The sequence below is a fragment of the Leifsonia xyli genome (assembly GCA_001647635.1).
In the GTDB taxonomy this organism is placed as follows: domain Bacteria; phylum Actinomycetota; class Actinomycetes; order Actinomycetales; family Microbacteriaceae; genus Leifsonia; species Leifsonia xyli_A.
This window is the reverse complement of sequence record CP014761.1, coordinates 1,021,886-1,036,863: the sequence shown is the minus strand read 5'-3', so window position 1 is coordinate 1,036,863 and position 14,978 is coordinate 1,021,886. Positions and strand designations below refer to the sequence as shown.

11 protein-coding genes, 1 pseudogene and 1 other annotated feature are annotated in these 14,978 nt (G+C 72.7%); of the genes and pseudogenes, 3 read left to right on the top strand and 9 right to left on the bottom strand.

The features are described from left to right. Positions 1–4: 4 nt before the first annotated feature. The 9 genes and pseudogenes from A0130_05105 to A0130_05065 form a co-directional block, all read right to left on the bottom strand. Positions 5–949 carry a sugar kinase gene (locus A0130_05105; protein ANF31139.1) on the bottom strand — a complete coding sequence of 315 codons (945 nt, stop codon included), beginning with the start codon at positions 947–949 and terminating at the stop codon, positions 5–7. Beyond that, positions 942–2,039, bottom strand: coding sequence for an ADP-ribosylglycohydrolase (locus A0130_05100; GenBank protein ID ANF31138.1), 1,098 nt, complete (start codon positions 2,037–2,039; stop codon positions 942–944). The genes A0130_05105 and A0130_05100 overlap by 8 nt, the downstream gene beginning before the upstream one ends. Beyond that, positions 2,036–2,608: a carboxymuconolactone decarboxylase gene (locus A0130_05095; GenBank protein ID ANF31137.1), complete on the bottom strand. Its 573-nt coding sequence runs from the start codon at positions 2,606–2,608 to the stop codon at positions 2,036–2,038. Before A0130_05095 ends, A0130_05100 begins: the two co-directional genes overlap by 4 nt. 202 nt (positions 2,609–2,810) lie before the next feature. Further along, positions 2,811–4,295: an MFS transporter gene (locus A0130_05090; protein ANF31136.1), complete on the bottom strand. Its 1,485-nt coding sequence runs from the start codon at positions 4,293–4,295 to the stop codon at positions 2,811–2,813. A 128-nt stretch (positions 4,296–4,423) separates the two neighbouring features. Continuing rightward, positions 4,424–5,566 carry a cysteine desulfurase gene (locus A0130_05085; GenBank protein ANF31135.1) on the bottom strand — a complete coding sequence of 381 codons (1,143 nt, stop codon included), beginning with the start codon at positions 5,564–5,566 and terminating at the stop codon, positions 4,424–4,426. Continuing rightward, positions 5,563–6,416 (bottom strand): annotated as a pseudogene (locus A0130_05080) (nicotinate-nucleotide diphosphorylase (carboxylating)). The gene A0130_05085 and the pseudogene A0130_05080 overlap by 4 nt, the downstream one beginning before the upstream one ends. Then, entirely contained in the window at positions 6,410–7,963 is a 1,554-nt protein-coding gene (locus tag A0130_05075; protein ID ANF31134.1) for an L-aspartate oxidase, read from the bottom strand. Before A0130_05075 ends, A0130_05080 begins: the two are co-directional and overlap by 7 nt. 1 nt (position 7,964) lies before the next feature. After that, on the bottom strand, positions 7,965–9,260 hold the full coding sequence (locus tag A0130_05070; protein ID ANF31133.1) for a quinolinate synthetase: 1,296 nt from the start codon (positions 9,258–9,260) through the stop codon (positions 7,965–7,967). Continuing rightward, on the bottom strand, positions 9,257–9,988 hold the full coding sequence (locus A0130_05065) for an ADP-ribose pyrophosphatase (GenBank protein ANF31132.1): 732 nt from the start codon (positions 9,986–9,988) through the stop codon (positions 9,257–9,259). The genes A0130_05070 and A0130_05065 overlap by 4 nt, the downstream gene beginning before the upstream one ends. 234 nt (positions 9,989–10,222) lie before the next feature. Beyond that, positions 10,223–10,315, top strand: a binding site (glycine riboswitch). A gap of 163 nt (positions 10,316–10,478) precedes the next feature. On the opposite strand from A0130_05065, the gene A0130_05060 reads away from it, so the two are divergent. From A0130_05060 to A0130_05050, 3 genes are read left to right on the top strand one after another with little or no spacing between them, the layout of a single operon-like run. After that, positions 10,479–11,663, top strand: a complete 1,185-nt coding sequence (locus tag A0130_05060; protein ID ANF31131.1) for a glycine cleavage system protein T — start codon at positions 10,479–10,481, stop codon at positions 11,661–11,663. Between the two features lie 2 nt (positions 11,664–11,665). Continuing rightward, positions 11,666–12,040: a glycine cleavage system protein H gene (locus A0130_05055; GenBank protein ID ANF31130.1), complete on the top strand. Its 375-nt coding sequence runs from the start codon at positions 11,666–11,668 to the stop codon at positions 12,038–12,040. A gap of 15 nt (positions 12,041–12,055) precedes the next feature. Continuing rightward, positions 12,056–14,971: a glycine dehydrogenase (aminomethyl-transferring) gene (locus A0130_05050; protein ANF31129.1), complete on the top strand. Its 2,916-nt coding sequence runs from the start codon at positions 12,056–12,058 to the stop codon at positions 14,969–14,971. Positions 14,972–14,978 lie beyond the last annotated feature (7 nt).

Here is a 14,978-nt window from a genome sequence, read left to right as displayed (position 1 = left end):
AGTGTCACGCGCCGGTGCGGTGTGAGGAAAGGAGGGTGTCGGTCTCGGCGGCCGTCGGCGCGGTGGCGGGACCGCGCCGGGTGACCGCCAGAGCGGCGGCCGCATTCGCGCGGAGGGCCGCATCCATGGGGTTCAGCCCGCGCGCGAGCGCCGCCGCGAGCACGCCGCCGAACGCGTCGCCCGCGCCGGTCGTGTCGACCGCCGTCACGGGGAACGCGGGAACGTGCGCGGGTGCGGGGTCTCCGGTGGCGACCCAGCAGCCCGACGCGCCGTCCCGGACCACGGCGACGCCGCCCTCGCGCAGCATCCCGCGCAGGGCGCCCGCGGCGGGTGCGGGATGCGCGTGCGCGCGCAGGATGCGGGCCTCTCGTGCGTTCGCGCTCAGCACGTCGGTGCGGGCCAGCACCGCCTCGAGCAGCTCGCGGTCGAGCGTGCCAACGAGCGGGGACGGGTCGAACACCACGATCGCGTCCGCCGGGGCGAGGTCGGTCAGCCAGCCGGCAACCGCGGGGCCGGAAGTGGGATGCGCCAGGCTGTAGCCCGAGACGTAGACGACGTCGCCGGTGCGCGGATGGATGAGGTCGAGATCGGCGCGCGTCAGCATCCCCTCCGCCCCGGGGACGGTGATGAACGTCCGCTCGGCGTCATCGTCGACGAGGACGACGCAGTACCCGTTGTCGACCGTCTCGATCGGCGGGGTCGCGACCGCGATGCCCTCGCCCCACAGGGCCTCGCCGACCACCTCGCCGAGCGGGCCCGTCCCGGAGCGGCCGGCGAAGAGCACTTCGGCGCCGTCCCGCGCGGCGGCGGCCATCACGTTGAAGCCCCCGCCGGCTGACATGCCGGACGACTCCGCCAGCACGTCGCCGCCGCGTTCGGGGAGGGCGCCCACCCGGAGGAGGAGGTCGACGACGACCGTGCCGGTGAAGATGACGCGTCCGTCAGCCATGTCGTCTCCTCACCCGCAGCAGGCCGTCGACCAGCGGCTCCAGTTCCAGTGCGTTGACCCGGCGGAGCGTGTCCACCGCCGTTCGCGGCCAGTCGGTGGCGCCCGTCGCGCCGAGGACGGCGCCGGCCATCGCCGCGATCGTGTCCGTGTCTCCACCGAGAGATGCGGCCCGGCAGAGCGCTTCCCAGGCGGCGTCGCCGTCGGGTGCCGTCGTCGCGCCGATCCCGTTCCGCCGCGCCCCGAGCCCGTCGTCGCCCGGCCGGTCGCGGTGGGACGAGCTGGTCCCGGCCACCGCCAGCGCGACGAGCGCGAGGGCCGCGACCACCGACTCCTGGGCGGCCACCGACGTCCCGACGACCCGGACGAGGGCGTCGTCCTGTTCGCGTGGCGCGAGGTCGAGCAGGTACGGGATGGCCCACTCCAGCCGCGCCGCGATATCGCCTCCGGCGACCCAGTGCCCGCGACCCGCGCCCTCCCGCGCGGCGGCGACCGCCACATCCAGCGCCTCGGGCGCATCCGCGCCGTCGAGGCCGGCGCTCACCGCCGCGCCGACCGCCGCCGCGCTCGCGATGCCGAGGCCGGTGTTGTGGGTGAGGGCGCTGACCTGGACGACCGCGTCGACGAAGCCGCCGAGCGGTTCGACCGGCACCGCGATCCCGACCGGGGTGATCCGCATGGCGGCTCCGTTCGTGGCGCCGAAGCGGCCGGCCTCCTCGGGCGGCATACCGTCCTGCAGCCGCTGGAGCGCGGCCCGCGTGCTGGGACCCAGCAGGTCGAGGGAGCCGCGCGCCTCCATCGCCCGTTCCCAGGCCAGGAGCTCGGCGGCGAACACCCCGGGTGGCACGGTGCCGTCGCCGTCGATGAGCAGCCGCGCGAGCAGCACGGCCTGCTCGGTGTCGTCGGTGATCGACCCCGCGGGCATCCCGGCCGCGATCTGCTGGTGCGGGCCGGCCGCCACGAGTCCGCGGATGCGGCCGTGGTCGGCGGCGATCCGCTCCCGGGAGAGGGACTGCGTGGGCATCCCGAGGGCGTCGCCGAGCGCCAGACCCTGCAGCGCCGCCAGGGCCCGGGAGCGGGTGCTGTCTCTCACAGCGGCGCCACCAGCAGGGCGTCGCGGAGCCGGTCGCTGAGCCCGGGCGGAACCTCGACGCCGGCTCCGAGCGCCTGGATGGAGCGGCTGTAGTAGCTGCGCGCGGCGGCGGCGAGGGTGATGTCGACGATCTCCCGGTCGGTGTACCCGAGCTCGCGCAGGCGCAGGGTGTCGTCGTCGGTGAGGGAGGCGGAGTCGGTGGCGACGCGGGCGGCGTAGTCCATCATGGCGACCTCGGCCTCGCTGAGGTCGGCGTCGTGGTGGTCGCTGGCGATCCGCACGAGTTCGTCCTCGTCCATGATCGTGAGCGTCTTGCGGCCGTGCGCAAGGCGGCAGTGCTGGGAGCGCAGGGCCTGCGCGGCTGCCAGCGTCACGAGCTCGTACCGCCGCTTGCCGAGCTGGGAGACGATCGCACGGACCAGGTTCTCGAACGCCCGCACCGCCTCCGGGTTGACGGCCATCACCCGCGTGTAGTCGGGGACGTAGCCGAGGTCTTCGATGTCTTCGGCGTAGAGCGCGGCGACCTCGCCGGTCGCCTCCGACGGCTCAGGTGTGCGGATCACGGACACGGTGCCTCCTCGCGGTGCGGTTGCCCCATTCTGCCGCCACCGCCCCGCCCCTGCCAGTGGCGCTGACCGCAATGGGCCGCGGTTGCCGGCGGCCGCGTCTGCGCCGCCTCGTAACGTCTGCGCCTGCGCGCCGGACCGCATTCGTTCCAAACCACCGCACTCGCGCACCCTCGTTGCCGCATCCGGGTCGGCGCGACCCCGCTCAGTGCGCGAACGCGACCTCGGAGGGCACGTCGGCCGGCTTCCGGATGAAGAACGACCCGGCAACCGCGAACAGCGAGATGATCGCGCCCGCGACGAACGCCGCCCGGATGCCGCCCGCCTGCGCGGCATCGGCCGACGCCCCGCCGGTCGCGAGCACCGTCGACTGCAGCGTCAGCACCGCGATGAGCAGCGCCGTGCCCGCCGCACCGCCGACCTGCTGGATGGTGCCCAGGATGGCGCTGCCGTGCGAGTAGAGGTGCGGTGGGACCGCGCCGAGGCCGGCGGTGAACAGCGGCGTGAACATCATGGCGAGCCCGAGGCTCATGGTGACATGCGCGGCGATCACGAGCCCGACCGGCGTCGTCTCGGTGACCATCGTCAGCCCCCACAGCACCAGGCTGACCAGGATCGACCCCGGCACGACCAGCACGCGCGGGTCGAACCGGTCGTACAGCCGGCCCACGAACGGCGCCGCGAGGCCCATGATGAGTCCGCCCGGGAGCAGGATGAGCCCGGTCGCCAGCGTGTCGAGGTGCAGCACGTGCTGGAGGTACAGCGGCAGCACGATGATCACGCCGAACATCGACGCGGTGGTGATCGCCATCAGCACGATGGACACGGTGAAGATCGGGTAGCGGAACGTGCGCAGGTCGAGCAGCGCGCGGTCCTTCCGCTGCAGCAGCAGCTGGCGCGTGATGAAGGCCGCCAGGCCGAGGACGCCGACGATCAGCGAGCCCCACAGCATCAGCGGGTTCGACGACGAGCCGCCGGCCTCGCCCGACAGCGTCAGGCCGTAGACCAGGCCGCCGAATCCGAAGGCCGACAGGATCACGGACAGCACGTCGATGCGGACCTTCTTCGGCTCGGTCACGTTCTCGACGAAGCGCATGCCGATGAGCAGCATCACCAGGGCGATCGGCAACACGATGAGGAAGATCCACCGCCACGGCAGGAAGTTGAGGATGAGGCCCGAGATCGTGGGGCCGATGGCCGGTGCGACCGAGATCACGATCGAGACGTTGCCCATGGTGCGCCCGCGCAGCGCCGGCGGCACCAGCGTCATGAGCGTGGTCATCAGCAGCGGGATCATGATGGCCGTGCCGGACGCCTGGATCACCCGGGCGGCGACGAGCACCAGGAAGCCCGGCGCGAGCGCGGCCGAGAGCGTGCCGAGCGAGAACAGCGACATCGCGGCGATGAACATCTGTCGGGTCGAGAAGCGCTGCAGCAGGATGCCCGTGATCGGGATGACCACCGCCATCGTCAGCATGAACGCCGTCGACAGCCACTGCGCCGCGAGCGCGTCGACGTGCAGGTCGTCCATCAGCTTCGGGATGGCGACCGTCATGATCGTCTCGTTGAGGATGACGACGAACGTGGCGGCGAGAAGCAGCCAGATCACCCGCTGGTCGCGCGGTGCGATGCGGACGGGCGCGGCCGATTCCGCGGGCGCGGCGAGGTCCCCGGCGTCTACGGATGTCACGGGTGAGGTCTTCTCAGTCACCGGTCCAACCTAGCGAGAGCCACCGACACCGTGGGTGTCGATCATGTGAACTGTGGAGAAGTTCGCTGTCCGCAGAACGGTGGAATAAATCCGGTGATCCCGTGCCCTCAGACGGCGAGCCCGCGGACCGCCCGCACGGCCTCTCCGACCGCCGGCGCGACGGCGACCAGCTCCCCGGCCGCCACCTCCGGTCCCCACGAGAACCGCACCGCGGTGCGCGCCACATCCTCCGGGTAGCCGAGCGCCAGGAGCACGTGCGACGCATCCTCGCTCCCGGCGGCGCAGGCCGAGCCGCTCGACGACACGATGCCGCGCCGCTCCAGCTCGAGCAGCACCGCCTCGCCGTTCGTCGCCGGGAACACGAACGACGCCGTGCCCGGCAGCCGCGACGTGGGATGCCCGGTGAGCTCCGCATCCGGGACCTCGGCGAGCACCCCCGCGATGAACGCGTCCCGCGCCGCCGTGGCCGCGGATGCCCGCGCCGCCCGGTCGGCCAGCGCCAGCCGCGCCGCGACCCCGAGCGCCACCGCCCCGGCGACGTTCTCCGTCCCCGACCTCCGCCCGCGCTCCTGCCCGCCGCCGTGGACCAGCGGCTCGACCGGGATGCGTCCCCGCACGTACAACGCCCCCACGCCCTTCGGCGCGCCGATCTTGTGGCCCGAGACGCTCAGCGCATCCACCCCGAGCGCGCGGACGTCGAGCGGCAGCCACCCGGCGGCCTGCACAGCGTCCGTATGGAAGGGGACTCCGACCGCGTGCGCCCGCGCCGCCAGCTCGGCGATCGGCTGCACCGTCCCCACCTCGTTGTTCGCCAGCATCACCGACGCCAGCGTGGTGTCCGGTCGCAGCGCGGCCGCAAAATCCACCGGTGAAACCAGCCCGTCCCGCCCGACCGGCACGTACGTCACCGTGAAACCGTGCAACCGCACCAGGTAGTCCACCGACTCCAGCACGGCCTCGTGCTCGATCGGCGTCGTGACGATGTGCCGCCCGCGCGGATCACCGAGCGCGATGCCCTTGATCGCGAGGTTGTCGGCCTCCGTCCCGCCCGAGGTGAACGTCACCTCCGACGCCCGGCAGCCCAGCCACGCCGCGACCGACGTCCGCGCCTCGGCCAGCGCCCGCGCCGCGGACTCGCCGACCGCGTGGTGGCTCGACGGGTTGCCGAACTCCCCGGTGAGGTAGGGCCACATCGCCTCCAGCACCTCCCGGCGGACCGGAGAGGTGGCGGCGGCGTCGAGGTAGATCACTCGACCACCACGTCCAGTCCGAGGTCGAGCGAGCGGACGCTGTGCGTGAGCGCGCCCGACGAGATCACGTCGACGCCGGTCTCGGCGATGCTCCGGACGGTCGCGAGGCTCACATTGCCGCTCGCCTCGACGATCGCGCGGCCGGCGACCAGGGCGACGCCCTCCCGCAGCTCATCGACCGTGAAGTTGTCGAGCATGATCGTGTCGACCCCGGCGGCGAGCACCGGCTCGATCTGGTCCGTCCGGTCCACCTCGACCTCCAGGTGCGTCGTGTGCGAGAGCTGTTCGCGCACCCGGAGCAGCGCGTCGGTGACCGACAGCCCTGACTGGGTGGTGAGCACCGCGAGGTGGTTGTCCTTCGCCATCACCGCATCCGACAGCGAGTAACGGTGGTTGTGCCCGCCTCCCGCTCGAACGGCGTGCCGCTCGAAGGCGCGCAAGCCCGGTGTCGTCTTACGCGTGTCCACGATCCGGGCGGAGGTACCGGCGACCTCAGCGACGAACGCGGCGGTCAGCGTGGCGATGCCGCTCATCCGCTGGACGAAGTTGAGGGCGACGCGTTCGCCCTGCAGCACCGAGCGGGCCGGCCCGGTCACGGTCGCGAGCGCGTCCCCGCGGCGAAGGTCGCGCCGTCCGTGACGTGCAGGCTCACCTCGACGGACGGGTCGGTCAGAGTGAACGCCGCGGCGAAGACCTCGCCGCCGGCGAATGTGCCCGGCTCGCGGGCGACCAGGCGCGCGGTGGCGACGGCCGCCTCCGGAATGAGGAGCTCGCTCGTGAGGTCGCCCCAGGGCGCATCCTCGACGAGGGCGGCCTGGACGGCGGTCTGGATGATCTGGCGGGTCAGCATGCGAAGGGCACCTCGAGACGGGAGAACTGGGGGAGGAGGACGGTGTGCGCGGGCTCGGCCGCGCCGGTCAGCGGGAAATCCGAGCGGAAATGCGCGCCGCGCGACTCCTCGCGCGCCAGCGCGGCGGCGACGACCAGGCGGGCGAGGGAGAGGAGGTTGCCGTCCTCCGACGGCCCGTCCCCGGGCTCAGCGGTCGCCGCCAATTCGGCCGCCGCAGCCGCCAGCCGTGCGCCGTCGCGGTGCACGCCCGCAGCGTCCCAGAGCAGCGCGCCGAGACGCTCCCGCGAGAAGGCGCGAGCGGGCCTCGACGGCGTGTCGGACGGCACGGCCGTGACCGCACCCTCCCGCACCCACTCCGGGCCCTCCGTCCAGACGCCGCCGATCGCGCCGGCCGCCCGGTGCGCGAACACCAGCCCTTCGAGCAGTGAGTTCGACGCCAGCCTGTTGCCGCCGTGCGCGCCGGTGCAGGCGACCTCGCCGACGGCGAAGAGTCCGGGGACGCTCGTGCGCCCCTCGGTGTCGGTCGCCACGCCGCCCATCGCGTAGTGCGCCGCCGGGGTCACGGGGATGGGGCGAGTCGCCCAGTCGTATCCCGCCGCCCGCGTCGCCGCGTCGATCGTCGGGAAGCGCCGCGCGAGGAACTCCCGGCCGAGCTCGGTCGCGTCGAGGAGCACCGGACGCCCGCCCTGCGCGGCCATCTCGACCGCGATCCCACGGGCCACCACATCGCGCGGAGCGAGCTCCGCATCGGGGTGCACGTCGGTCATGAAGCGCTCGCCGGCCGCGTTCCGCAGCACCGCGCCCTCGCCGCGCACGGCCTCGGACACGAGGAACGCGCCCGCCCCCGCCTGGCCCGGTGCGTGCAGGGCGGTGGGGTGGAACTGCGTGAACTCGAGGTCCGCCAGCACCGCCCCGGCGCGCCAGGCCGCGGCGACGCCGTCCCCGGTCGCGACCGCCGGATTCGTCGTGTGCGCGTACAGCCGTCCCCAGCCCCCGGTCGCCAGGACGACAGCGTCCGCCTCGAGCGCGACCGGCGTCCCCGCGACGAGCAGGGAGACGCCCACCGCCGCGCCGTCGCGCACCAGCACCTCCCGCAGGAAGGCGCCCTCGACGACCGGGATGCGCGCCGCCCGCACGGCCGCGATCAGCGCACGCGAGAGCTCGGCTCCCGTCGCATCCCCGCCGGCGTGGAGCACCCGCGCGGACGAGTGCGCCGCCTCGAGCCCCCGCGCGAGCGTGTCGCCGTCGCGGTCGAAGGCCGCGCCGAGCGCGATCAGCTCGCGCACGCGCTCCGGTCCGTCGGTGCACAGCGCTTCCACCGCGTCCCGGACGTTCAGCCCTGCGCCTGCCCGCAGCGTGTCGGCGACGTGCGCCTCCACGCTGTCGTCCGGGAACAGCGCCGCCGCGATGCCGCCCTGCGCGTATCGGGTGCTGCCGTCGGACAGCGACGCCTTGGTCACCACCGTGACGTCGTGCCCGAGCGCGTGCGCCCGCAGGGCCGCGGTCAGTCCGGCGATCCCGCTCCCGACGACGACCACGCGGCTCATGTCAGGCCGCCATCGTCGTGTCGGGACGCGTGGCGAGCATCCGCTCGAGCGCGACCCGGGCGGGGGCGGCGACCGCGTCTGGCACCGTCACCTGGTTGAGCACCTCGCCGCGGACGAGCCCCTCCAGCACCCAGGCGAGGTAGCCGGGGTGGATGCGGTACATCGTCGAGCACGGGCAGACGACCGAGTCCAGGCAGAAGATGGTGTGCTGCGGGAACTGCGCCGCGAGCCGCTGCACCAGGTTGATCTCGGTGCCGATCGCGAACGTCGAGCCGGCCGGCGCCGCCTGGATCGCCTTCACGATGTAGTCGGTCGAGCCGTACTCGTCGGCCGCATCCACCACATCCATCGGGCACTCGGGGTGCACGATCACGCGGACGCCCGGGAACTCGGCGCGCGCGTGCTCGATCTGACCGACCGTGAACCGCTTGTGCACCGAGCAGAAGCCGTGCCACAGGATGACCTGGGCGTCCTGCAGGGTGGACGCGTCGGTGCCGCCCCAGGGCTTGCGCGGGTTCCACAGCGGCATCCGCTCGACGGGGATGCCCATCGCCTTGGCGGTGTTGCGGCCGAGGTGCTGGTCGGGGAAGAAGAGGACGCGCTGCCCCCGCTCGAACGCCCACTCCAGCACCGTGGCGGCGTTGGAGGAAGTGCACACGATCCCCCCGTGCTCGCCGCAGAACGCCTTCAGCGCCGCCGACGAGTTCATGTAGGTGACCGGGATGACCGGCACGCGGCCGTCCGCGTCCGGCTCGGTGCCGTACAGCTCCTCCAGCTGCTCCCAGCACTCCTCGACCGAGTCGAGATCGGCCATGTCGGCCATCGAGCAGCCGGCGGCGAGGTTCGGGAGGATGACACGCTGCTCGGGCCGCGAGACGATGTCCGCGGTCTCGGCCATGAAGTGGACGCCGCAGAACACGATCGCCTCCGCCTCCGGTCGCGCCTTGGCCGCGTTGGCGAGCTGGAACGAGTCGCCGACGAAGTCCGCGTACTGCACGACCTCGTCGCGCTGGTAGAAGTGGCCCATCACCGCGACACGGTCGCCGAGGGTCTCCTTGGCGGCGCGGATGCGGTCGCCGAGCTCCTGGGCGGAGGCCGTGCGGTACTCCTCCGGCAGCTCGCCCTGGCGCGGCGCGTTCACCGGGATGGGGTCGCCCAGCGAGGCGCCCGGACCGTAGCTCGGCGCGAGGCCGTCGAACTCCCAGGGCGCCTCGACGAGGTCGGGCGTGCAGGTCTCGCCGTCGACCTGGCCGGAGGCGATCAGCTGGATGGTGGTGTCGACCGAGGCGATGGTCATGATTCGCTTCTTCCTTCGAACGGATGCTGCTGCCGGGGGAGCGGCCCCGCGTCGGCGAGGTCGATCCGGTCGTTGTAGCGGTACAGCCGCGGCGGGCGGTGCGGTGTGCCGGTGAGGTACTCGTCGGTGGCGACGACGGCGCCGGACGCCTCGATCGTGCGGCGGAAGTTCGCCGGGTCGAGCGCTTTGCCGAGCACGGCCTCGTGCACGCCGCGCAGCTGGGCCAGCGTGAAGCGCTCGCCGAGGAAGGCGTGGGCGATGCGCGAGTACTCCATCTTGGTGCGGAGCCGCCAGAGGGCGTACTCGACGATGACGTTGTGGTCGAAGGCCAGCTCGGGGAGGTCGTCGGCGGGGAACCAGCGGACGTTCTCGCCGACGCTCGCCCGCTCGGCCTCCTCGCTGCGCACCAGCGCCCAGTACACGACCGAGACGACGCGCTCGGCGCCGGGGGAGCGGTCGGCGTCGCCGAAGGCGTAGAGCTGCTCGAGGTAGCGGGGCGTGAGGCCGGTGGTGTCGTTGAGCGTCCGGGCGGCGGCGTAGGCCAGGTCTTCGCCGACTCGCAGGGGACCGCCGGGAAGTGCCCACCGGCCCTCGAACGGCTCCCGGATGCGCCGCACCAGCGGCAGCCACACCTGCGGGACGCCGCCCGTCTCGTCGTCGCTCCGCAGCGCGAAGATCACGGTGGACACGGCGAGGATCGCGCTCGCGCGTTCGTGCCGTGCCGTCATGGCTGCTCCCGGGATCGGGTAAGAGTCAGGATGACTCTAACGTTGGAGCCATCTTAGTGTCGCCCTGACCAAAAGCACAACCACGGCGATGATTCGTGCCGAATGTGCCCCATTCGTCACGAATCGCGCCGATTCGGCACGAATGCGCGCGGTGGTGGGGCGCGAACGTCCGCGGAGCGAGCGGGCGGAGGCGGGAGCGGATATGCTGGCCGCACACAACTGAACAACGGCCACGAGGTCGATGCGGGAGAGTCGCGCGCGTGCGCGCGGCACCGAAGGAGCAATCCTCCCCGACAATCTCTCAGGTACGCGTACCGCATCGGACTGGCCACTCTGAAAAGCAGGACGGCATCCGCCGCCCTCGCCCACGGTGAAAGCCGCTTCCACGGACGCGGTGAAACTCTCAGGCCGGATGACAGAGGGGGAGTTCTTCCCGGGAGCGGCGACGCCCCCGCAGCCCCCGGCCGACGGCCGGCGAATCGGAGAACTCATGACCTCGCACCAGGACGCCGACGGCGGCCGTACCTCCCCGCTCCACGACGCCCACGCGTCGGCCGGCGCCTCCTTCACCGACTTCGCCGGCTGGCAGATGCCGGTGCGCTACTCGTCCGACCTGGCCGAGCACCACGCCGTCCGCACCGCAGCCGGACTCTTCGACCTCTCGCACATGGCCGAGATCGTGCTGATCGGCCCGGAGGCGGGGGAGGCGCTCGACTACGCGCTCGCCGGCAAGCTGTCCGCGCTCAACATCGACCAGGCGAAGTACAGCCTCCTGCTGTCGCGCGCCGGCGGCATCGTCGACGACCTCGTCGTCTACCGCACCGGCGAGGACCGCTACATGGTCGTCGCGAACGCCTCCAACCGGGATGCGGTGGCGCAGGAGCTGCGCGACCGCACGTCCCCGTTCGACGTCGAGGTGTTCGACGAGTCCGACGACATCGCGCTGATCGCCGTGCAGGGGCCGGCGGCGCTGTCCGTCCTGCTCGCCACCGACGGCCTGGCCGCCGACGACGGCGCCCTCGACGGCGAGGACTTCGGCGAGCGCCTGTCCTCCCTCAAGTACTACTGGTCGCTGCCCGCGCTCTTCCAGACGCATCCCGTGCTCATCGCGCGCACCGGCTACACCGGCGAGGACGGCTTCGAGCTCTACGTCGCCCCGGACAACGCCCGCGCGCTGTGGGACGCCCTCACCGAGGCGGGCACCGAGCAGGGCCTGGGCCTCGTCCCGGCGGGCCTCGCCTCGCGCGACACCCTGCGCCTGGAGGCCGGGATGCCGCTGTACGGGCACGAGCTGGGCCTCGACACGAAGCCCGCTCAGGCGGGGCTGGGCCGGGTCGTCAACCTGGCGAAGGACACCGACTTCATCGGCCGCGCTGCGAGCGAGGAGGGGCCGCATCCCGAGGCCCGGGTCCTCGTCGGCCTCGTCGGCGAGGGCAAGCGCGCCGCTCGCGCCGGCTACCCGGTCTTCGCGAAGGACACCGCGAACGGCGAGGACGCGGAGGTCGGCGTGGTCACCTCCGGCGCGCTGTCGCCGACGCTGGGCGTGCCGATCGCGATGGCGTACGTCGCCCCCGAGCTCGCGCGCGAGAACACCGTGCTCCACGTGGATGTGCGCGGCACGCGCCTCCCGTTCACCGTCACCGCCCTCCCCTTCTACAGCAGAAAGAAGCGCTAGCCATGGCCGCAGAACGAGACCTGAAGTACACGCCTGAGCACGAGTGGCTCCTGGTCGAGGGCGATGTCGCGACCGTCGGCATCACCTCGTACGCGGCCGAGAAGCTCGGCGACGTGGTCTTCGTGGAGCTGCCCGACGAGGGCAGCGACGTCACGGCCGGCCGCGTGGTGGGCGAGATCGAGTCCACGAAGTCCGTCGGCGAGCTGTTCGCGCCCGTGGACGGCATCGTCGCCGAGGCGAACTCCGCCGTCGTCGACGCACCCGAGCTCGTCAACTCCGACCCGTTCGGCGAGGGCTGGCTGGTGAAGGTCCGCTTCACCGAGCTGCCCGACAACCTCCTCAGCTACGACGAGTACGCCGCCCTCACCGGCGAGTAAGGTTCCCGCTCCTTCATGACCGACCTCTTCCCGACGCGTCACATCGGAACCGATGGGGATGCGCAGAGCACCATGCTGTCCGCGATCTCGGCGGCGGCCTCCCGCGACTGGTCCTCCGTCGAGGACCTCGTCCACGCGGCCGTCCCGGATTCGATCCGCGTCGACGACGACCGCACCTCCGCACTGCCCGAACCGCTCGGCGAGCGCGCCGCCCTCCGCGAACTGCGGGCGCTGGCCGCACGCAACACGGTCAACCGCAGCCTGATCGGCCTCGGCTACTACGGCACCATCACGCCCGCGGTGATCAAGCGGAACGTGCTCGAGAACCCGGGCTGGTACACCGCCTACACGCCGTACCAGCCCGAGATCTCGCAGGGCCGGCTGGAGGCGCTGATCAACTTCCAGACCATGGTCTCCGACCTGACCGGGCTCGACACCGCGAACGCGTCGATGCTCGACGAGGGCACCGCGGTGGTCGAGGGGATGCTGCTGGCACGTCGCGCGTCCAAGGCGAAGTCGACGAAGTTCGTCGTGGATGCGGACACCTTCCCGCAGACCCTGGCGCTGCTCCGCAACCGCGCGGAGGCGGTCGGCATCGAGCTCATCGTGCTCGACCTGGCCTCCCTCGCCGACGACGCCCCGGAGCTGTCGGACGCGTTCGGCCTGTTCGTCCAGTACCCCGGCGCCTCGGGCCGGGTATGGGACCCGTCCGCCGCCATCGCGACGGCGAAGGCGGCGGGCGCGGTCGTCGTGGCCGCTGCCGACCTGCTCGCGCTGACCCAGCTCAAGGGCCCGGGCGAGCTCGGCGCGGACGTCGCGGTCGGCACCAGCCAGCGCTTCGGCGTGCCGATGGGCTTCGGCGGCCCGCACGCCGGGTACATGGCCGTCCGGAAGGGCCTGGAGCGCCAGCTCCCCGGACGCCTGGTCGGAGTCTCACAGGATGCGGTGGGCAAGCCCGCGTACCGGCTCACGCTGCAGACCCGCGAGCAGCACATCCGCCGCGAGAAGGCGACGTCGAACATCTGCACCGCGCAGGTGCTGCTCGCCGTCATGGCCGCGATGTACGCCGTCTACCACGGCCCCGCGGGCCTTCGCGCGATCGGGAGTCAGGTGCACCTGTCCACCGCGGCGCTCGCGGACGCGTTGCGCGCGTCCGGCGTCGAGGTCGTCTCGCGCTCGTTCTTCGACACGCTCCAGGTCGAGGTGGACGACGCCGCGACCGTCGTCGCCCGCGCCCACGACCGCGGCCTGCTGCTGCACGCCACGGACTCGGGCCTCGTCTCGCTGAGCGTCGACGAGGAGTCGGCGGCCGACCTGCGCGACGGCGCGTTCCCGCTCGGCGACCTCGTCGAGGTGCTCGGCGGCACGGTGGACGGCGACCTCGTCTTCTCGCTGCCGGCCGACACGTCCTTCGACCCGGCCCTGACCCGCGAGTCGGCGTACCTGTCGCACCCGGTGTTCAACACGCACCACTCCGAGACCGCGATGATGCGCTACCTGCGGCAGCTGCAGGACCGCGACTACGCGCTCGACCGCGGCATGATCCCGCTCGGCTCCTGCACGATGAAGCTCAACGCGGCGACCGAGATGGAGGCGGTGACCTGGCCGGAGTTCGCGGCCCTGCATCCCTTCGCCCCGGCCGCCGACGTCGCCGGCTCGCTCGAGCTGATCGACCAGCTCGAGGAGTGGCTCGCCGACGTCACCGGCTACGACACCGTGTCGCTGCAGCCGAACGCGGGCAGCCAGGGCGAGCTCGCCGGACTCCTCGCGATCCGCGGCTACCACCGCTCGCGCGGCGACGACCAGCGGACGGTGTGCCTCATCCCGCAGTCCGCGCACGGCACCAACGCGGCGTCGGCGGTGCTCGCCGGTATGAGCGTCGTCGTCGTGGCGACCGACGAGCTCGGCAACGTCGACCTCGACGACCTGCGGGCCAAGATCGCGGAGCACGCCGACACGCTCGCCGCCCTGATGATCACCTACCCGTCGACGCACGGCGTCTACGAGCACGAGGTGGTCGCGATCACGCAGGCCGTCCACGACGCGGGCGGCCAGGTGTACGTCGACGGCGCCAACCTCAACGCGCTGCTCGGCTACGCCCGGTTCGGCGACTTCGGCGGCGATGTCAGCCACCTCAACCTGCACAAGACCTTCTGCATCCCGCACGGCGGCGGCGGCCCCGGCGTCGGACCGGTCGCGGCCAAGGCGCACCTCGCGCCGTTCCTGCCGGGCCACCCGCTGGCCCAGGATGCGACGCACCCGGTCGCGGGCGGCGGACGCGTCGAGCACGGCGGCGGACCGGTCTCGGCCGCGCCGTACGGCAGCCCGAGCATCCTGCCGATCAGCTGGGCGTACGTCCGGATGATGGGCGCCGAGGGCCTGAAGGACGCGACCGGCGCGGCCGTCCTCGCCGCGAACTACGTCGCCGCGCGCCTGCGCGAGCACTTCCCGGTGCTCTACGCGGGGGAGGACGGTCTGGTCGCGCACGAGTGCATCCTCGACCTGCGTCCGCTCACCGAGCGCACCGGCGTGACCGTGGACGACGTGGCCAAGCGCCTCATCGACTACGGCTTCCACGCGCCGACCATGTCGTTCCCGGTCGCCGGCACCCTGATGGTGGAGCCGACCGAGAGCGAGGACCTGGCGGAGCTCGACCGCTTCGTGGCCGCGATGATCGCCATCCGCGAGGAGGCCGACGCCGTGGCCGCAGGGGACTGGCCGTCCGACGACAACCCGCTGCGCAACGCGCCGCACACGGCGGAGGCGGCCGTCTCGTCCGACTGGAGCCACCCCTACTCCCGCGAGCAGGCCGTGTACCCCGTTCCCGCGCTCGTCCGGAACAAGTACTGGCCCCCGGTGCGCCGCATCGACCAGGCCTACGGCGACCGCAACCTCTTCTGCGCCTGCCCGCCCCCGGAGGCCTTCGCCTGACCCGTGC